Annotated in this window: 19 protein-coding genes; 8 read left to right on the top strand and 11 right to left on the bottom strand. The window is 71.1% G+C overall.

Annotation, left to right across the window (positions count from 1 at the left end):
* Positions 1 to 66: 66 nt before the first annotated feature.
* The 6 genes from mqnE to ACWC2T_RS17805 all read right to left on the bottom strand — a co-directional run bounded on the left by mqnE (position 67) and on the right by ACWC2T_RS17805 (position 5,488).
* Positions 67 to 1,230, bottom strand: a complete 1,164-nt coding sequence (gene mqnE / locus ACWC2T_RS17830) for an aminofutalosine synthase MqnE (RefSeq protein WP_450671271.1) — start codon at positions 1,228 to 1,230, stop codon at positions 67 to 69.
* 38 nt (positions 1,231 to 1,268) lie between these two features.
* Positions 1,269 to 1,724, bottom strand: a complete 456-nt coding sequence (locus ACWC2T_RS17825; protein ID WP_059251851.1) for an Lrp/AsnC family transcriptional regulator — start codon at positions 1,722 to 1,724, stop codon at positions 1,269 to 1,271.
* A gap of 91 nt (positions 1,725 to 1,815) precedes the next feature.
* Positions 1,816 to 2,463: a UbiX family flavin prenyltransferase gene (locus ACWC2T_RS17820; protein WP_450671354.1), complete on the bottom strand. Its 648-nt coding sequence runs from the start codon at positions 2,461 to 2,463 to the stop codon at positions 1,816 to 1,818.
* 55 nt (positions 2,464 to 2,518) lie between these two features.
* Positions 2,519 to 3,091: a Uma2 family endonuclease gene (locus ACWC2T_RS17815; protein WP_450671270.1), complete on the bottom strand. Its 573-nt coding sequence runs from the start codon at positions 3,089 to 3,091 to the stop codon at positions 2,519 to 2,521.
* A 46-nt stretch (positions 3,092 to 3,137) separates the two neighbouring features.
* Entirely contained in the window at positions 3,138 to 4,040 is a 903-nt protein-coding gene (mqnP, locus tag ACWC2T_RS17810; protein WP_450671269.1) for a menaquinone biosynthesis prenyltransferase MqnP, read from the bottom strand.
* A complete protein-coding gene (locus tag ACWC2T_RS17805; protein WP_450671268.1) occupies positions 4,037 to 5,488 on the bottom strand; it encodes a menaquinone biosynthesis decarboxylase in 1,452 nt (483 codons plus the stop codon). The genes mqnP and ACWC2T_RS17805 overlap by 4 nt, the downstream gene beginning before the upstream one ends.
* Before the next feature lie 75 nt (positions 5,489 to 5,563).
* Here ACWC2T_RS17805 and ACWC2T_RS17800 point away from each other — a divergent pair, with 75 nt between their 5' ends.
* Both ACWC2T_RS17800 and ACWC2T_RS17795 read left to right on the top strand, forming a co-directional pair.
* Positions 5,564 to 5,851, top strand: coding sequence for a PLD nuclease N-terminal domain-containing protein (locus ACWC2T_RS17800; protein ID WP_450671267.1), 288 nt, complete (start codon positions 5,564 to 5,566; stop codon positions 5,849 to 5,851).
* On the top strand, positions 5,851 to 6,732 hold the full coding sequence (locus tag ACWC2T_RS17795) for a LysR family transcriptional regulator (protein WP_450671266.1): 882 nt from the start codon (positions 5,851 to 5,853) through the stop codon (positions 6,730 to 6,732). The genes ACWC2T_RS17800 and ACWC2T_RS17795 overlap by 1 nt, the downstream gene beginning before the upstream one ends.
* On the opposite strand, the gene ACWC2T_RS17790 is transcribed toward ACWC2T_RS17795, so the two are convergent.
* From ACWC2T_RS17790 to ACWC2T_RS17780, 3 genes are all read right to left on the bottom strand, one after another.
* Complete coding sequence (locus tag ACWC2T_RS17790) at positions 6,629 to 7,576, bottom strand: DMT family transporter (RefSeq protein WP_450671265.1); 948 nt, start codon at positions 7,574 to 7,576, stop codon at positions 6,629 to 6,631. The genes ACWC2T_RS17795 and ACWC2T_RS17790 overlap by 104 nt on opposite strands.
* Before the next feature lie 92 nt (positions 7,577 to 7,668).
* Entirely contained in the window at positions 7,669 to 7,860 is a 192-nt protein-coding gene (locus tag ACWC2T_RS17785; protein ID WP_450671264.1) for a hypothetical protein, read from the bottom strand.
* A gap of 184 nt (positions 7,861 to 8,044) precedes the next feature.
* Entirely contained in the window at positions 8,045 to 8,398 is a 354-nt protein-coding gene (locus tag ACWC2T_RS17780) for an ArsR/SmtB family transcription factor (RefSeq protein ID WP_450671263.1), read from the bottom strand.
* A gap of 129 nt (positions 8,399 to 8,527) precedes the next feature.
* On the opposite strand from ACWC2T_RS17780, the gene ACWC2T_RS17775 reads away from it, so the two are divergent.
* The 3 genes from ACWC2T_RS17775 (at position 8,528) to ACWC2T_RS17765 (ending at position 10,717) form a co-directional block, all read left to right on the top strand.
* Positions 8,528 to 9,502 carry a quinone oxidoreductase family protein gene (locus tag ACWC2T_RS17775; protein ID WP_450671262.1) on the top strand — a complete coding sequence of 325 codons (975 nt, stop codon included), beginning with the start codon at positions 8,528 to 8,530 and terminating at the stop codon, positions 9,500 to 9,502.
* Positions 9,503 to 9,632: 130 nt separating this feature from the next.
* Positions 9,633 to 10,367 carry a DUF6232 family protein gene (locus ACWC2T_RS17770; RefSeq protein ID WP_450671261.1) on the top strand — a complete coding sequence of 245 codons (735 nt, stop codon included), beginning with the start codon at positions 9,633 to 9,635 and terminating at the stop codon, positions 10,365 to 10,367.
* Positions 10,364 to 10,717: a hypothetical protein gene (locus tag ACWC2T_RS17765; RefSeq protein ID WP_450671260.1), complete on the top strand. Its 354-nt coding sequence runs from the start codon at positions 10,364 to 10,366 to the stop codon at positions 10,715 to 10,717. The genes ACWC2T_RS17770 and ACWC2T_RS17765 overlap by 4 nt, the downstream gene beginning before the upstream one ends.
* A gap of 29 nt (positions 10,718 to 10,746) precedes the next feature.
* Here the strand turns inward: ACWC2T_RS17765 and ACWC2T_RS17760 are convergent, their stop codons facing one another.
* Together ACWC2T_RS17760 and ACWC2T_RS17755 are read right to left on the bottom strand one after the other, a co-directional pair.
* Positions 10,747 to 12,705, bottom strand: coding sequence for a serine/threonine-protein kinase (locus ACWC2T_RS17760; protein WP_450671259.1), 1,959 nt, complete (start codon positions 12,703 to 12,705; stop codon positions 10,747 to 10,749).
* A complete protein-coding gene (locus tag ACWC2T_RS17755; RefSeq protein ID WP_450671258.1) occupies positions 12,665 to 13,438 on the bottom strand; it encodes an LppU/SCO3897 family protein in 774 nt (257 codons plus the stop codon). The genes ACWC2T_RS17760 and ACWC2T_RS17755 overlap by 41 nt, the downstream gene beginning before the upstream one ends.
* A gap of 87 nt (positions 13,439 to 13,525) precedes the next feature.
* Here ACWC2T_RS17755 and ACWC2T_RS17750 point away from each other — a divergent pair, with 87 nt between their 5' ends.
* The 3 genes from ACWC2T_RS17750 to ACWC2T_RS17740 all read left to right on the top strand — a co-directional run bounded on the left by ACWC2T_RS17750 (position 13,526) and on the right by ACWC2T_RS17740 (position 16,703).
* Positions 13,526 to 14,125: a TetR/AcrR family transcriptional regulator gene (locus ACWC2T_RS17750; protein WP_450671257.1), complete on the top strand. Its 600-nt coding sequence runs from the start codon at positions 13,526 to 13,528 to the stop codon at positions 14,123 to 14,125.
* Positions 14,126 to 14,182: 57 nt separating this feature from the next.
* Positions 14,183 to 15,142: an isopenicillin N synthase family dioxygenase gene (locus ACWC2T_RS17745; protein ID WP_450671256.1), complete on the top strand. Its 960-nt coding sequence runs from the start codon at positions 14,183 to 14,185 to the stop codon at positions 15,140 to 15,142.
* Positions 15,143 to 15,287: 145 nt separating this feature from the next.
* Positions 15,288 to 16,703, top strand: a complete 1,416-nt coding sequence (locus ACWC2T_RS17740) for a condensation domain-containing protein (RefSeq protein ID WP_450671255.1) — start codon at positions 15,288 to 15,290, stop codon at positions 16,701 to 16,703.
* The last annotated feature ends 2 nt before the right edge of the window (positions 16,704 to 16,705 follow it).

Raw genomic sequence — 16,705 nt, 5'->3', positions numbered from 1 at the left:
CTCGCGTCGGCCCCAACGGTCACCCATCTCGCCAACCGAGTCGGGCGGGTGGGTGGGCAAGGAATCTCAGACCCGCATCGGCTGCGGCGACTCCCTGCGCTCCGGGTCGGGGCCGTCGTACTCGCGGATGATCTCGTACCGGGTGTTGCGCTCCACCGGGCGGAAGCCGGCGTCGCGGATCAGGTCCAGCAGGTCCTCGCGGGTCAGCTTGTTCGGGGTGCCGTAGTTGTCCGCGTCATGAGTGATCTTGTACTCCACGACCGAGCCGTCCATGTCGTCCGCGCCGTGCTGGAGGGCCAGCTGGGCGGTCTGCACGCCGTGCATCACCCAGAAGACCTTCACGTGCGGGACGTTGTCGAAGAGGAGACGGGAGACCGCGAAGGTCTTCAGGGCCTCGGCGCCGGTCGCCATCTGGGTGCGGGCCTGGAGGGTGTTGCGTACCTTGCCGTCCTTCATGTCCACGAAGTCGTGCTGGTAGCGCAGGGGGATGAAGACCTGGAAGCCGTTCGTCTCGTCCTGGAGTTCCCGCAGGCGCAGAACGTGGTCCACGCGGTGGCGGGGCTCCTCGATGTGGCCGTAGAGCATGGTGCACGGGGTCTTCAGACCCTTCTCGTGCGCCAGGCGGTGGATGCGGGACCAGTCCTCCCAGTGGGTCTTGTGGTCCACGATGTGCTGCCGGACCTCCCAGTCGAAGATCTCGGCGCCACCGCCGGTCAGCGACTCCAGCCCCGCGTCGATCAGCTCGTCGAGGATCTCGGAGGCCGACAGACCCGAGATCGTCTCGAAGTGGTGGATCTCAGTCGCCGTGAAGGCCTTCAACGACACGTTCGGCAGCGCGGCCTTCAGTTCCCTGAGCGAGCGCGGGTAGTAGCGCCACGGCAGGTTCGGGTGCAGGCCGTTGACGATGTGCAGTTCGGTGAGGTTCTCCGACTCCATCGCCTTGGCGAGCTTGACGGCCTCCTCGATGCGCATCGTGTACGCGTCCTTCTCCCCCGGCTTGCGCTGGAAGGAGCAGTAGGCGCAGGAGGCCGTGCACACGTTGGTCATGTTCAGGTGCCGGTTGACGTTGAAGTGGACCACGTCACCGTTCTTGCGGGTGCGCACCTCGTGCGCGAGGCCGCCGAGCCACGCCAGGTCGTCCGACTCGTACAGCGCGATGCCGTCCTCGCGGGTCAGCCGCTCACCGGAGCGGACCTTCTCCTCCAGCTCGCGCTTGAGCCCGACGTCCATGCCAACACCTTTCTACGACAGCACGGCCAACCGTATCCCTAGACCTCTTCGGGCAGCTCCCCGACCCGGTTCTCCCACTTCGTGGAGAGCACGATCGTGGTACGGGTGCGGGAGACGCCCTTGGTCCCGCTGAGCCGCCGGATGATCCGCTCCAGGCCGTCCACGTCCGTGGCCCGCACCTTGAGCATGTAGGAGTCGTCGCCGGCGATGAACCAGCAGTCCTCGATCTCCGGCAGGTCCCTGAGGCGCTGGGCCACGTCCTCGTGGTCGGCGGCGTCGGAGAGCGAGATGCCGATCAGGGCGGTGACGCCGAGGCCGAGGGAGGCCGCGTTCACCGTGGCCCGGTAGCCGGTGATGACACCGGCCGCCTCAAGACGGTTGATGCGGTCGGTGACGCTGGGGCCCGACAGGCCGACGAGGCGCCCCAGCTCCGCGTACGAGGCCCGGCCGTTCTCCCTCAGGGCCTGGATGAGCTGCCTGTCCACCGCGTCCATGCGATCGAAGCCTTCCGCTGAAGAGGTCTGAAGAGGTCTGAAGAGTTCCTGAAGTGATGAGCCGTACTGCTGCGGCGCACCGCAAGGTGCGCTACTGGTTCGTGCCGCCGCCCAGTTCGCCCTTCCAGCGCCGGTACAGGCCGTGCCCGACGCCCGCCGCGTCCAGCACCCGCCCGGCGACGAAGTCCACCAGGTCCTGGATGTGGGTGGCGCCCGCGTAGAAGGCGGGCGAGGCCGGTACGACGCTCGCACCGGCGTCGTCCAGCGCCACGAGATGCCTCAGGGTCTGGCCGCTGAGCGGGGTCTCGCGGACGGCCACGACCAGGGGGCGGCGCTCCTTGAGGGTGACGCTCGCCGCCCGCTGCAGCAGATCCTTGGACAGGCCCAGCGCGACGCCCGCGACGCAGGCCGTCGAGGCGGGCACGACGAGCATCCCCTTCACCGGGTACGACCCCGAGGACGGCCCGGCCGCGAGGTCGCCCGCACTCCAGTACCGCACCCCGCTGACGTCCACGTCGAACGTCCCGGGCTTGCCGTCGGCCCCCCGGGCCAGCCATTCCCGCAGGTCGTCCTGCCAGTGGGCGTCGCGGAACGAGATGCCCGTCTCGTCCAGCAGCGTCAGCCGCGAGGCCCGGCTGACCACCAGGTCGACCGCCTCCCCCGCGCCGAGCAGCGCCCGCAGCACGGCTGCCGCATACGGCGTCCCGGAGGCACCGGACACCCCCACGATCCAAGGCACGCGCTGCGTTTCTCCTGCGTTCACACCTTGAGCGTACCGGTGGGTCGGCCAGGGCTCAGGCCCGGTGGGGCGCCTTGGGGTCGACGGGGAGGGCGGCCGTGGGGATGGTCAGCTTGCCGAGGGAGGCGTCGACGGTCAGCTCGGGGCCGTACGCGATGGTGTCCTGGCCCAGGTAGCCGTCAGGGCCGGGGTTCCACATGGTCACGACGTGGCCCTTGAGCGGGTCGAAGATGAGGTAGTTGGCGATGCCCCGAGAGGCGTACCAACGGGGCTTGACCTCGTAGTCGCGGCGGATGCTGCCCTGCGAGACGACTTCGACGACCAGCTCGATGAGATCGGGAGAGTACGCGCCCTCGTTCTTCTCCACTTCCGAGGCCGGGATGACCGCCAGATCAGGGCAGAACTCGTTGTCCTCATCAAAGGGGAAGGCCACATCACTGGCGAAGCCCCACTCCACGTCCACCTGGGGCTCGAGCGCATTCCAGACCAGGCGGATCGTCTGCGCGTGGTGGGGCTTGACCGGACCCATCATGATGTTGCCCTCGACAATCTCCATCCGATAGCCGGGGAACATGTCCTCGAACCGGCTTAGCTGCGAGTGCAGGCGGTCAAGGTCCGAGACGGTCACGGTGGCCTCCCTGGGGTCCTGCCCTCGATGGTAGGCGGCACCGTACTCAGACGGTCATACCTCGAACCAGGAGATCCAGCAGCGCGCACACGAACAGGGCAATGCCGATGAAGCCGTTGACGCTGAAGAACGCCCGGTTGAGGCGGGACAGGTCGTGCGGGCGGACGATCGAGTGCTCGTAGAGGAACGCGCCCGCGACGATCAGCAGGCCGAGCCAGAAGAACGCACCCGCGCCGGTGACGACGCCGTACCAGACGAACAGGGCCGTCGTGATCGTGTGGCAGGCCCGCGCGCCCCAGATCGCGGCCGGAATGCCGAAGCGGGCCGGGACCGACATGACGCCGATCTCGCGGTCGGTCTCCACGTCCTGGCAGGCGTAGATCAGGTCGAAGCCGCCGATCCAGATGCCGACGGCGAGGCCGAGGATCACCGCCTCCCAGTTCCAGGTGCCGGAGATGGCGAGCCAGCCGCCGATCGGGCCCATGGACTGGGCGAGCCCCAGGATCGCCTGCGGGAAGTTCGTGAACCGCTTGCCGTAGGGGTAGACCACCATCGGGATCACCGCCACCGGCGCCAGGGCCAGGCACAGCGGGTTGAGCAGGGCCGCCGCGCCCAGGAAGACCACCAGGGCGATCAGGGCGCCGGTCCAGGCGTGCCGGACGGTCATCGCGCCGGTCACCAGCTCGCGGTGGGCCGTCCGCGGGTTCCGGGCGTCGATCTCGCGGTCGATGATCCGGTTGACCGCCATCGCGAAGGTGCGCAGGCCGACCATGCAGATGGTGACCAGCAGCAGCCGGCCCCAGTGGATGTTCTTGTCCCACTCGTACATCGCCGTGAGGGAGGCGATGTAGGCGAAGGGGAGCGCGAAGACCGAGTGCTCGATCATCACCAGGCGCAGGAACGCCTTGGTGCGTCCCGGCTGCGGAATCGCGGCGGAAGCGCTGCTCACAGGCCGTACTCCTTCCAGCGGCGGTCCACCAGGGCCGCCGTATCCGGGTCCGACAGGACCATGTCCGGCCAGCCCCCGTCGCGGGTGTAGCCCTCCTCCGGCCACTTCTTCGTGGCGTCGATCCCTGCCTTGCCGCCCCAGAACTGCTGGTAGGAGGCGTGGTCGAGGTGGTCGACGGGGCCTTCGACGACCGTGAGGTCACGGGCGTAGTCGGTGTTGCCGAGGGCCCGCCAGGCGACCTCGTGCAGATCGTGCACGTCACAGTCGGCGTCCACGACCACGATCAGCTTGGTCAGGGACATCATGTGCGCCCCCCAGATCGCGTGCATCACCTTCTGCGCGTGCTTGGGGTACTTCTTGTCGATCGAGACGATCGCGCAGTTGTGGAAGCCGCCCGCCTCGGGCAGGTGGTAGTCCACGATGTCCGGGACGATGATCTTCAGCAACGGGAGGAAGAAACGCTCCGTCGCGCGGCCAAGGGGCCCGTCCTCCGTCGGCGGCCGGCCGACCACGATCGACTGGAGCAGCGGGCGCTTCCGCATGGTCACGCAGTCGATCTTCAGCGCGGGGAACGGCTCCTGCGGGGTGTAGAAGCCGGTGTGGTCGCCGAAGGGGCCCTCGGGCAGCATCTCGCCCGGCTCCAGCCAGCCCTCCAGGACCACCTCGGCGTTCGCCGGTACCTGGAGCGGGACGGTCTTGCAGTCGACCATCTCGATCCGCCTGCCCGCGATGAACCCGGCGAACAGGTACTCGTCGATGTCGCCGGGGAGCGGGGCGGTGGAGGCGTAGGTGACGGCGGGCGGACAGCCGAAGGCGATCGCGACGGGCAGCCGCTCACCCCTCCTCGCCGCCACCTGGTAGTGGTTGCGGCTGTCCTTGTGGATCTGCCAGTGCATGCCGATGGTGCGCCGGTCGTGGCGCTGGAGGCGGTAGAGCCCGAGGTTGCGGATGCCCGTCTCCGGGTCCTTGGTGTGCGTCAGCCCCAGGTTGAAGAAGGAGCCGCCGTCCTTGGGCCAGGTGAACAGCGCCGGGAGCCGGTCCAGGTCCACCTCGTCGCCGCGCAGGACGACCTCCTGCACGGGGGCCTCCTTGATCTTCTTCGGCGGCACGTGCGTCATCGCGCCGAGCTTGCCGAAGGCCTCCCGTACGCCGACGAAGCCGTGCGGCAGCTCGGGCCGCAGCAGGCCGCCGATCTTCTCGGAGATCTCGCCGTACGACTTCAGGCCCAGCGCCTTCAGCAGGCGGCGGTCGGTGCCGAAGACGTTCATGGCCAGCGGCATCGCCGAGCCCTTCACGTTCTCGAAGAGCAGGGCGGGGCCGCCGGCCTTCTGCACCCGGTCGACGATCTCCCCGACTTCCAGATACGGGTCGACCTCGGCCTTGATGCGCTTGAGGTCGCCCTCGCGCTCCAGCGCCCGCAACAGGGAGCGAAGATCGTCGTAAGCCATGTGTCCCAGTATCTGCCACCCGTTACCCTGGCCCTCTCACCGGGGCCGTCTCACTTCGTCGGGGGATCGCACACCATGCTCAGGTATCTGCCGTTCCTGCTGGTCCTGGCCCTGTGGATCTATGCCTTCGTGGACTGTCTGAACACCCCGGAGGAAGAGGTGCGGCATCTGCCGAAGGTGGCGTGGGTGATCGTCATCCTGCTCTTCGGCGAGGTGCTGGTGGGTCCGATCGCCTGGCTGATCACCGGCAGGGCACGGCAGTCGGCCCCGGCGGGCGGCGCCGCGGCCGGGCAGTGGGTCGCCCCCGACGACAACCCCGAGTTCCTCAAGTCCCTGAACCGGGACGACCCCGAGCAGGGCTGATGGAGCTCCGCCTGCTCGTCACCTTCGAGAAGGTCGCCACGGTACTGAGCTTCACCCGGGCCGCGGCCGAGCTGTCGTACGCCCAGTCCAGCGTGACCGGTCAGATCCGCACCCTGGAGTCCTCCCTCGGCATCGAGCTGTTCGACCGGCTCGGCAGCCGGATCCGGCTCACTCAGGCCGGTGAGCGGCTGCTGCCGTACGCCCGGCAGATCATCGAGCTGACGGAGGAGGCCCGGGCGGCCGTGGTCGAGCCGGAGGAGCCCTCCGGCACCCTCACCGTCGGGACCATGGAGTCGCTCACCTCCTATCGGCTGCCGCCGCTGCTGGAGTACTTCCACCACCGTCACCCCAGGGTGCGGCTCGCGCTGCGCACCACCATCGGCGACGAGACCCGGCAGGCGCTGCGTCAGGGCACGTACGACGTCGGGTTCCTGATGGAGGAGGAGACCGAGCACCCGGGGCTGGAGAGCGCTGTGCTGGCGGTCGAGCCGCTCGCCCTGGTCGCGGCGCCCGGACACCCCCTCGCCGAAGCAGCCGTCGCCACCGCCGACCTCATGGCCCACCCCCTGCTGGCCACCGAGCCCGGCTGCGCCTACCGGGACCTGTTCGAGCGGGAGCTCAGGTCCTTCGGCGAGGTGGAGTTCATGGAGTTCGGCACGATCGAGGCCACCAAGCGCGCGGCGGCGGCCGGCCTCGGGATCGCGCTGCTGCCCGAGGTGACGGTCGCCGCCGAACTCGCGGAGGGGACTCTCGTACGGCTGGACTGGGAGCCGCCGTTCACGCTTCGCACGCAGTTGGCGTGGCGGGCCGGGAAGCGGCTTGCCCCGCATGCGCGGCTGTTCGTGGAGCAGGCGCGGAGACTCGTGGCCGAGCAAGCGTGACCTTCAGGCTCGCCGTCACGATCAGCGGGACGCCCAGTGCCTGGACGAGCCCGATGTGGTGGCCGTAGACCAGCCAGTCCATCAGCATCGCCACGGCCGGGTAGACGAAGGCCAGTACGGCGATCTTCGCGGTCGGCAGCTTGGCGTAGGCGGCGTACATGAGGACGTACATCACCCCGGTGTGGATCATGCCGAGCCCGACCAGCCAGCCCCACCGCCAGCCGGTGCCGCTCATCGCGCCGAAGTCCGCGAAGGGCAGCAGGAGCGGGATGCCGACGAGGACCTGGACGAGGGCGATCAGGTGCGGGCGGACACCGGTGATCCGCTTGGTGACCAGGGTGGACAGGCCGTAGAGCAGGGCGGCGAGGAGGGCCTGGCCGATGCCGGTCAGGTACGAGCCGCCGCTCGTGAAGTCGCCGGGTGTGACGCCCGAGACCAGGACCAGCCCGGCGAAGGCGACCGCGATCCAGCCGACCTTCGCGGCGGTGAGCCGTTCGCGGAACAGCAGGGCGCCGAGGAGGACCACGTAGAAGGGCTGGGTGTGGTAGACGACCGTGGCGACCGAGATGGACGTGTTCCGGTACGACGAGAACAGCAGCACCCAGTTGAGGACGATGAACAGCCCGCCCAGGACGGCGAGCCCGAAGGTCCGGCGGGTGAAGCCGTGCTCGCGCAGCCAGCCGCGGGCGAGGACATAGCCGCCGAGGGCGAGGGCGCCGAACAGGACGCGGAAGAAGACGACATCGAAGGGTGAGGCGCCCGACTCCACGACGAAGACGCCGAGGGTGCCGGAGAGCATCATGGCGGTGGTCAGCTGGGCGGTGCCCCTGGTCTCTGAGGTCATGCCGGTGACGCTACGAGCGGCCGCCGGTGCCGGTCCACGCGCTGGTGGGGCGTCCTGCCGATGGGGGCATCGGCGGTGCCGATACCCCCAGTTCACTGGAAGACGGCCACCGGGTACTGGAGCACCACCTCGCGGGTGTCGGGGCGCCAGGTCGTCACCTTGCCCTGGCAGTGGGCCTGGAACTGGCCCTCGGGCAGCTGCCGGCCCGGGGGGCGCAGCCCGGCGGGGCGCAGGACGACCCGCAGATGCGCGGACTCCTCGCCGGCTCCGTAGGGCGCCCGCATCACCAGGGTCTCGCCCTACGGGTCCTCGGCCTGGAACCGGCCGGTGACCATGACGAACTCGCCCTGGTCACCCGTGTCTCCTGCGTCCGCGGGGACAGGATCGTGCGCCGCCCGGACGATGCCAGGTGGAACGCCCAACCCACCCGGGACGAAGGAAATGTGAAGAACCGTCAGGATCTTGCCGTCAGGAACTTGCTGCCGCACTCCGGGGACCGTCGTCGGTGCGCAGGACGAGGCCGAGCAGGCCCGGGAAGCGGGCCTCGAACTCCGCCCGGCGCAGCCGGTTGACCCGTCGGGGGCCCTCGTCCCGCTGCTCCACCAGCCCGGCCGCGCGCAGCACCGCGAGGTGGTGGCTGAGGGCGGCCTTGCCGACCGGCACGTCGAAGCTGCCGCAGCTGCGGGTCCAGTCGGCGGAGCCGGCCAGCTCCCTGACCAGGGCGAGGCGCACGGGGTCGGCGAGGGCGGCGAGGGCCGCGAGGACGGGCACGTCGTCGGGGTGGGTGTGCTCCGGGGCGGCCCGGTGACTGCCGTTGGTCACGCCACGCTCCCCCTTTCGCTTCCGTTTCCGTTTCCGCTTGCCGAGTGTTCGATGAAAACCATACACTCGCGAGTGTTCGCTTTTGATTGAACAGTCGGTCGGACGGTCGAGTAGAGCCAGGGGTGTGGCATGCGCGCGGTGGAGTTCCAGGAGTACGGCGGTCCCGAGGTGCTGCGACTGGTGACGGCCGAGGTGCCGGAGCCCGGGCCCGGGCAGGTGAGCATCGACGTGGCCTACACCGGCGTGAACTTCGCCGACCTCAAGGCCCGCGCGGAGGGCTACCGGGTGCCCGCGCTGCCGTACGTCCCCGGCCTGGAGGTCTCCGGCCGGGTCCGCGCGCTCGGCGCCGGCGTCACGGACCTGGCCGTCGGCCAGGAGGTGGTCGCGCACACCGCAGGCGGCGGATACGCGGAGGTGGCGGTGGCCGAGGCGGCCACCGTCTTCCCGGTCCCGGCCGGCCTGGACCTGCGCACCGCCGCCACCCTCCCGACGGTCCTCACCACCGCGTACGCCCTCGTCCACACCGTCGGCCGGCTCCAGCCCGGCGAGTCGGTGCTCGTCCAGGGCGCGGCCGGCGGGGTCGGCACGGCGGTCGGGCAGCTCGCGCGGGCCGCGGGCGCCGGGGCGGTGTACGGCGTGGTGTCCTCGGCCGCGAAGGCCGCCCACGCCAAGGACCACGGCTACGACGAGGTGTTCGTCGGCACCTTCCAGGAACCGGTGCGCGTGGCGACCGGCGGGCGCGGCGTCGACCTGGCGCTCGACCCCGTCGGCGGCGACACCCTGCGCGCCGGGCTGGCCTCCCTGGCCCCCTTCGGACGCCTGGTCTCCTTCGGCAACGCGAGCGGCGCCGAGCCGTGGAGCGTGGGCCAGAGCGAGCTGTACCCGCTCGGCGTCTCGGTCTCCGGCTTCTCCGTCCTGAGCCTGGCCGGGACCGCGCCGGACGCCCTGCGCCGGCTGTCGGAGCGGGCGCTGGCGAAGGCGGCCGACGGCACGGTGAACCTGCCGGTGACGGCCGAGTTCCCGCTCGCTCAGGCGGCGGAGGCGCACCGGCTGATGGGCGGACGGGCGAGCACGGGGAAGCTGCTGCTGCGGGTGACCGACTGAGCGTCCATCAACTGTGGCCGTCCGAACGGAACTTCAGCGTCCCTGACGACTTGCCATCCCGCGCCGGGCGTGTGGTTAATGGTCGTCACTGAGATGTGAGGTATCGCTGACCTCTGGGGGACAGAAGCAGATGCAGAACGGCCAGTCACCACCCGAGCGCCCGGACCAGGGTCCGTCCACGGCACCGGTTCCGCCCACGGCCGCACCCGCCTCGCCGCCACCGGCGGCCACGCCCGCGGCACCGCCCGCCGCCGCACCGCACGCCGCTCCGCCCATGCCGGACGTCCCGGCGCCGCCGACGCATCCGACGCCGTCCAGAGTCGACCTCCGGGTCAGCAAACGGATCCTGTGGATCGGGGCGGCGGTGTACCCGCTGCACAACATCGCCCGCGTCTACACCTTCGTCATGCGCCCCAAGCGCAAGGAGGCGGTGCTGCGGTTCCTGCGGTACACCGCCGGGACGCTGATCGTCGGGTTCATCGTGATGCTGCCGGGGCTGCTGGCCGCCATCAACACGGGAGGGGGCCCCAACGGCAATTCCGGAGCCGCCGGCTATGTCGTGTTCGTCTGGATCGTCGCCGCCCTCGCCGAGGTCTACTTCCTGATCGAGATGATCGGGGTGCTGACCTCCGCGCCGCTGCACGTCATGGCGGTCGAGACCTCGGGCGCGTCGACCGCGCTGGTCACCAGCCAGGACCCGCAGTACCTGGACCAGGTCGTCGGCCAGATCTCGTACGCCATCGACCACCCGGACGCGGAGTTCAGGGTCACGGTGGAGAGCCTCACCATCTCGCCGAAGAACTACTACTTCGGCGACAACGTCAACATGTACGGCGGCAGCGGAAACGTGGGGATCGGCGCATGAGCGGCAGCAACTACTACTACGGCGACAACGTGAACATGTACGGCGGCCAGGGGAACCAGGGCATCGTCAAGAACCAGGCGGGCGCCGGAGCCGGGCAGCAGGACCCCGCGCTGGTCGCCGCCCTCGCCGAACTGCACCGGCTCGTCGCGGAGTTGCGCGCGCAGGTGCCGACGCCCAGCGCCCAGCTCCTGGACGAGTCCCTGCCCGCCCTCAGCCCCGACGCCGCGGTGCCGGCGCAGGAGCGGCACCGGGCGCTGATGGCGATCGCCGGGATCGCCGCGACCGTGGGGGCCGTCGGGCAGCCGGTGGCGGAGGCGGTACGGGCGGTGGTGGGCATGATCACCGGCTAGCTACGACGGCAGCGGCCTCCTGTGTCCCTTCATGTTCGGGCCCAGCTCTGGGAGGAGGTCCCGGACTGGCAGGTCGCCTCGGCCACGCCGCCTCCGAAGGCGAGGTCGAGGCAGCCGCCGTCGTAGACCGTGCGCAGGGAGTCGCCGGAGCCGGTCGTCCAGCGGAGGTTGCTGCCGCCCTGCGAGCAGTCGCCGACGAAGACGGCCTGGCCGTTGCCGTTGGCGCTCAGGCAGGCGCCGCTCGAGGCGTTGACGACCTTGACGGTGCCGCCGGCGGCGCTGCGGAAGGTCCAGTGGGCCGACGCCTCCGAGCAGGCGCCGAGGCCCGTGGAGCCGTAGACCTGGATCAGGCACTTGCCGTTCTCGCCGTTCCTCAGCCGGAAGGTACCGGAACCGGCGCCCCCTCCGGTCGAGCCACCGGTACTGGTGGAGCCGGACCCTCCGGAGGCGCCCCCGGTGGAACCGGAACCCCCGGTGGTGCCGGCTCCACCGCCCGAGCTGCTCCCACCACTGCCGGTACCGTTGGCGGTATCGGTACCGGTTCCGCCGCCGGAGCCGTCCTGCCGACCGCCCTCCGTGCCCCCCTTCCCGCGCTGCCGCTTCTCACCCGCCGGTGAGGCGGAGCCCTTGCCCGGCGTCGGCGTCCCGGACGGGCTCCCGGAGGAGGCGCCGGGCGCCGGGTCGGCCGACGCGGAGACGGAAGTGCTGGGTGTGCCGACAGCGCCGTCCCGGTGGGTGTCGGTGGCATACGGAGCCAGCTGGAAGGCGAGGGTCGCGACCCCGGCCCCGACCACGATCGGCACGACGGCCACGAGCACGCGCCGCCGCCGCCACTCCCGCTGCGACCGACGTCCGGCGGCCCCCGCGGGCCGCACAACGACCTCAGCCTCCGGCCCACCGCCCTGGGCTGCGGGCCTGCCGGTCTCGGCCCCCGGCCCGGCGCCCTCGGGCTTCGGCCCGTCCACTCCCCGGTCAGCGTCCGCGTCCCCGTCCGCGTCCCCATCCCCGTTCACCTCCGGCACGCGCGCCGCGAACTCGGCGCGGGTGGAGAGGAGTTCGGTGAGGTCGGTGGGCCACAGGGGGGTGCCGGACGGCAGGTGGGCCGCGGTCAGCGCGAGCAGCTCGTCGGCGGTGGGGCGGCCCTCGGGATCCTTGTCGAGGCAGGAGGCGATGACGGACGCCAACTGCGCGTCCACGGCGCGCAGTTCATCCAGGTCCGGCTGCTCGTGCACGATCCGGTACAGCACCGCGTGCCCGGACTCGTCGCCGAACGGCGGCCGCCCGCACCCCGCGTACGCCACCACGGACCCGAGGGCGAAGACGTCCACCGCACCGGTCAGCCGCCGTGCGCCGGAGGCCTGTTCGGGAGACATGTAGGCCGGGGTGCCGACCACCATGCCGGTCCGGGTCAGCTGGCTCTGCTCGGCGGCCCGGGCGACGCCGAAGTCGATGAGGGTGACCCCGTCGAGGGTCAGCATGACGTTGGACGGCTTGATGTCCCGGTGCACCATGTCCAGCCCGTGCACCGCGGCCAGCCCCGCCGCCGCCTCCCTCAGCAGCAGCCACACCGAGTCGGCCGGCAGTGGCCCGCCGTGCGCCTCGACGGCCTCGCGCAGGGTCAGCCCGGGGACGTACGCGGTGGCGAACCACGGTGGCCGCGCGTCCCGGTCCCCGGCGAGCAGCGGCGCGGTGGCCCCGGCCGGCAGCCGGCGGAGGTTGTCCAGCTCGTGCCCGAAGCGGCGGACGAAGTCCTTGTCCTCGCCGGCGACCGACGGCAGGACCTGCTTGACGGCGGCGTAGCGTCCCTCGTACACACCGAGGTAGACCCGCCCCATGCCGCCGGCCCCGAGCCGGCCGACGAGCGGAATCGGCCCGATCCTCCGCGGATCACCGGCCTGAAGCGGCTCGACTCCGCAGTGTTCCCCGTTCAACTCTCTCCCCCCTGTTTCAGCGTGCGTAGGACCCGAGGCCCACCAGGCAGTACACATACTCGTTCACGGTCGCCCCGTTGATCGTGTAGCGCGAGGAGAAGGCGTACTGGGTACGGGAGTTGTCGTTGCAGCGGCTCATGTCCGAGGTCAGCGGAATCGTCTCGATCACCTTGTAGTGCGCGTCGGACGCGGAGCAGGAGACCTCCTCCACACCGCTGACGGACTGCGCGGTGGTGGAGTCCGGCAGGGTGCCGTTGAGGCAGGTGCCCGATGTGTAGGGGCTCGGGTCCGGGCTCGGGGAGTCGTTGTACGGGTCGCCGGTGCCGTACGGATCGCTGCTGTACGGCTCGCCGGTGTCCGGAGTACTGCTGTACGGATCGCCGGTGTACGGCTCGTCGGTCGCGGTCGGGTACGACGGAGCGGACGGCGAGTACGACGACCCCGCCGCGTCGTCGGACGAACCGCTGCTGCCGCCGCCGTGGTTGGTCAGCACCAGGAGTAACACGACGGCCGCGATGACACCGAGGACGCCCAGGCAGGCGAGGCCCTGCTTCTTCTCCGCCTTCTTCTCCGCCGAGGCCGAGGCCGTGACGCGGATCCGCAGGCGCACCTCCTGCCCGTCGGCGGTGTGCAGCCGTACGACGTCCCCGTCGCGGACCGGCGGTATGCGGACGGGCGGTACGCGCACGCCCGCGCCCGGCGGCAGTCTGAGGACCGTGCCGGAGGCGGCCTGCTGGGGGGTGAGGGAGACGGGGATCTCGGGGATGTCCTGGTTCTCGGGTGACGACACCAGCCGCTCCTGGATGTGAGGATGAGGCAACCAGTGTGGGCCAACAGCCCCCAGAACTAAAATATCTTTCTAGAAAAGTACTTCAGAATGAGCCCCAAGCAGCAGCGTGGCGAGGCCACCGTCGAACAGCTCCTGGACGCCGCACTGCGGGTCTACGCCGAGTCGGGTGAGCAGGGAGTGACGGTCGCGGCGGTCACCAGGGCGAGCGGGGTCAGCCTCGGCAGCCTCTACCACCACTTCGGCAGTATCGACGGCCTGATGAACGCCCTGCTCACGCGATGGCTCGGCCGGCTGCTCGGCGAGCTGCTCGCGGCGCTGGAGCACACCCGTACCGCCCACACCGGTATCCGTGCCCTGGTCCGGGCCTACCTGAACTTCGTCCAGGAGCACCGGGACGCCGCGCTGCTCCTGCACTCCTCCTACGCCGACCGGCAGGGCATGGCCGACGGCAAGCGCCTCCGGGACACCCAGGAGGCCCGCCTGTCCCCGCTGGCTCAGTGGGCGGCGCGGTATGTGGCCGCCGGTGACCTCGCCCCCCTTCCGGCGCCCCTGCTGGAGTCGCTGATCCTGGGGCCGGTCACCGCGGTCGCCCGCCGCTGGCTGTCCGGCGTGGACGACGTGGACCTCGACCAGGCGGCGGTGCTCCTGCCGGAGCGGATCTGGCGGGCGGTGGCGGCGCAGGGGTGAGCGCCGCCCCCTCGGGGCGCCGTTGCCCCGTGCCCCCCCGCACAGCACAGTGGAGCCATGGACCGAATTCCCACCATCGACCTGCGGCCCTGGCTCGCCGGTGGCGAGGAGGCCCGCGCCGCCCTCGCCCGTACCGTCGACCAGGCGCTGCAGACCGCCGGGTTCCTGCTGGTCACCGGGCACGGGGTGGGCCCGGGGCTGCGGGCGGGGATCCGGCGGGCGGCGCGGGAGTTCTTCCTGCTGCCCGCCGAGGTCAAGCGGCGGTACGAGGCGAAGGTCGGCGGCCGGGGCTGGCTCGGGCCCGGCGCCGAGGCCAACGGGTATGCGGAGGGCACCGAGACACCGCCGGACCTGAAGGAGTCGCTGACTTTCGCGACGGACGAGCCGTTCGAGGACCCGGTCGTCAACGCCGAGTGGTACGCGCCCAACGTCTGGCCGGCCGAGGTGCCGCAGCTCCGGACGCTGTGCAGGACGTACCTCGCACGCATGGCCGTACTGGAGAAGGAGCTGCTGTCGCTGCTCGGCTACGCGCTGGGGCTCGAACGCGACTTCTTCTCCCGGCACATGGAGCACCCGACGTACGGCTTCAACATCAACTGGTATCCGGGGACGGACGTCGTCGGCGCGCCGCTGCCCGGGCAGTTCCGGATCGGGCCGCACACCGACTTCGGCACCGTGACCGTCCTCGACCGGCAGGCCGGGAAGGGCGGGCTGCAGGTGCACACCGACGCCGGCGGCTGGCAGGACGCGCCGTACGACCCGGCCGCGTTCACCATCAACATCGGTGATCTGCTGGCCCGTTGGACCGGTGACCGGTGGCGGTCCGGACGGCACCGGGTGCTGCCGCCGCCCGTCGACGCGCCCGCCGAGGAGCTGATGTCGCTCGTGTACTTCGGCGAGTGCACCCCGGGCACCCGCGTGGAGTCCGTGCCGGCGCCGGTGGGCCGGGTGGCGTACCCGCCGGTCGACTCGCATGTGTACCTGCGCGAGAAGCTGGACTCGATCACCGTCGGCTGAACCGGACCGCCCCCGTCAATCCCGTGTTCGAGCCGCCACCCGTTCCGCTGAAACGAACCCGACGGGCATGTCCCGTCCGCGTCCCATGGCATTGGCCCTTGAAGGGGGCCCGCGACCAGGGCCCCCTTTCTGCGATGGGAGACGCGTGCGAATCACTGACATCCAGCGCTGCGAGGTCCGGCCGGGACGGCTCGTCGAGTGGACGCTGAGCCCGGCGACGGTGGCGGCGGCGACGGCGCTCCCGGAGGACTCCCGGCCCCCGGCCTACATCCAGGAGTCGCACATCAGGACCGCCCGGTGCGTGCGGGAGGACGGGCTGTTCGTGCCGACCTGGCTCGGCACCGCCTTCGACCTGCCGGGCCCGGTCGACCTCGATGCGCTCCAGGAGGCGCTGCGGGCCTGGACGGTACGGCACGAGACGCTGCGCAGCGGCTTCCGCTGGGTGGGCCCCGCGGGAGACGAACTGCGCCGGTTCACCCTGGATGCCGCCGACGTGTCCCTGCAGCGGGCGGAGGCCGGCGACTTCCCCGACGCGGAGGAGCTGGTCCGGCACCTCCAGGACCGTTTCGACACCGTCGCGGACGCGCTGCGCTGGCCCAACCTGATCTACACGGCGGTCGTACGGGACGACGGCGCCAGCGTGTACATGGCCTTCGACCACAGCAACGTCGACGCCTACTCCCTGACCCGGATCGCCGCCGAGGTGCACGAGCTGTACACGGCGGGCCTGGCCGACGCCGGCCCCGACTCCCTTGACCCGGCGGCCAGTTACGTCGACTTCTGCGAGCTGGAACGGGCCGACGCGGACGGCATCGACGCCCGGCACGCGATCGTCGGCCGCTGGCGCGAGTTCATCCGGCGCTGCGACGGCGTGCTGCCCGGCTTCCCGGTCGACCTCGGCCTGGAGCCGGGCGGCCCGCTGCCGCGGCAGCAGTTGCTGTGCGAGCCGCTGGCGGACGCGGCCGAGGCGGCGGCGTTCGAGGCGTACTGCAGGCCGTACGGCGGCAGCCTGGTCGGTCTGCTGGCCGCGACCGGGCTGATCCTGCACGAGCTGGGCGGGCAGCCGGTGTACCGGACGGTGGTGCCGTTCCACACCCGGGTGAAGTCGCGCTGGAGCGACTCGGTGGGCTGGTACGTGGGCGGCGCCCCGATCGAGGTCCCGGTGGACCGTACGACGGGCTTCCCGGGCACCCTGCGGGCGGTGCGCGCGGAGCTGCAGGCCAACCGCTCGCTGGCCCGGATGCCGCTGGCCCGGGTGCTGAGCCTGCTCGGCGCGGACTTCCGGCCGACCTCGCCGGACCTGTACTCGATCGTCTCCTACGTCGACACCCGGACCGTCGTCGGCGCCGAGCGCTGGACGGAGCAGCGGGCGCACGCGCTGCTGCGGGTGTCGTACGGCGACCAGGTGTGCGTGTGGGTGAACCGGCTGCACGAGGGGCTGTGGCTGGCGAGCCGGTATCCGGACACGGACGTGGCGGCGAAGAACCTGCGGCTCTACGTCGAGCGGCTGCGCGACCACATCGCCTCGGTGGCCCACGGCAGCCTGCCCGCGGTGTCCTGAGC

Source organism: Streptomyces sp. NPDC001393, assembly GCF_053597455.1.
The sequence above is the reverse complement of the archived record's forward strand: the minus strand, read 5'-3'. Positions and strand labels throughout refer to the sequence as shown.

Excerpts from the sequence above, each read along its gene's own strand:
- mqnE (WP_450671271.1), bottom strand. The coding sequence starts at position 1,230 with ATGGACGTCGGGCTCAAGCGCGAGCTGGAGGAGAAGGTCCGCTCCGGT.
- ACWC2T_RS17825 (WP_059251851.1), bottom strand. The coding sequence starts at position 1,724 with ATGGACGCGGTGGACAGGCAGCTCATCCAGGCCCTGAGGGAGAACGGC.
- ACWC2T_RS17805 (WP_450671268.1), bottom strand. The coding sequence starts at position 5,488 with ATGGCTTACGACGATCTTCGCTCCCTGTTGCGGGCGCTGGAGCGCGAG.
- ACWC2T_RS17800 (WP_450671267.1), top strand. The coding sequence starts at position 5,564 with ATGCTCAGGTATCTGCCGTTCCTGCTGGTCCTGGCCCTGTGGATCTAT.
- ACWC2T_RS17795 (WP_450671266.1), top strand. The coding sequence starts at position 5,851 with ATGGAGCTCCGCCTGCTCGTCACCTTCGAGAAGGTCGCCACGGTACTG.
- ACWC2T_RS17790 (WP_450671265.1), bottom strand. The coding sequence starts at position 7,576 with ATGACCTCAGAGACCAGGGGCACCGCCCAGCTGACCACCGCCATGATG.
- ACWC2T_RS17785 (WP_450671264.1), bottom strand. The coding sequence starts at position 7,860 with ATGCGGGCGCCCTACGGAGCCGGCGAGGAGTCCGCGCATCTGCGGGTC.
- ACWC2T_RS17775 (WP_450671262.1), top strand. The coding sequence starts at position 8,528 with ATGCGCGCGGTGGAGTTCCAGGAGTACGGCGGTCCCGAGGTGCTGCGA.
- ACWC2T_RS17770 (WP_450671261.1), top strand. The coding sequence starts at position 9,633 with ATGCAGAACGGCCAGTCACCACCCGAGCGCCCGGACCAGGGTCCGTCC.
- ACWC2T_RS17765 (WP_450671260.1), top strand. The coding sequence starts at position 10,364 with ATGAGCGGCAGCAACTACTACTACGGCGACAACGTGAACATGTACGGC.
- ACWC2T_RS17760 (WP_450671259.1), bottom strand. The coding sequence starts at position 12,705 with ATGTGTACTGCCTGGTGGGCCTCGGGTCCTACGCACGCTGAAACAGGG.
- ACWC2T_RS17750 (WP_450671257.1), top strand. The coding sequence starts at position 13,526 with ATGAGCCCCAAGCAGCAGCGTGGCGAGGCCACCGTCGAACAGCTCCTG.
- ACWC2T_RS17745 (WP_450671256.1), top strand. The coding sequence starts at position 14,183 with ATGGACCGAATTCCCACCATCGACCTGCGGCCCTGGCTCGCCGGTGGC.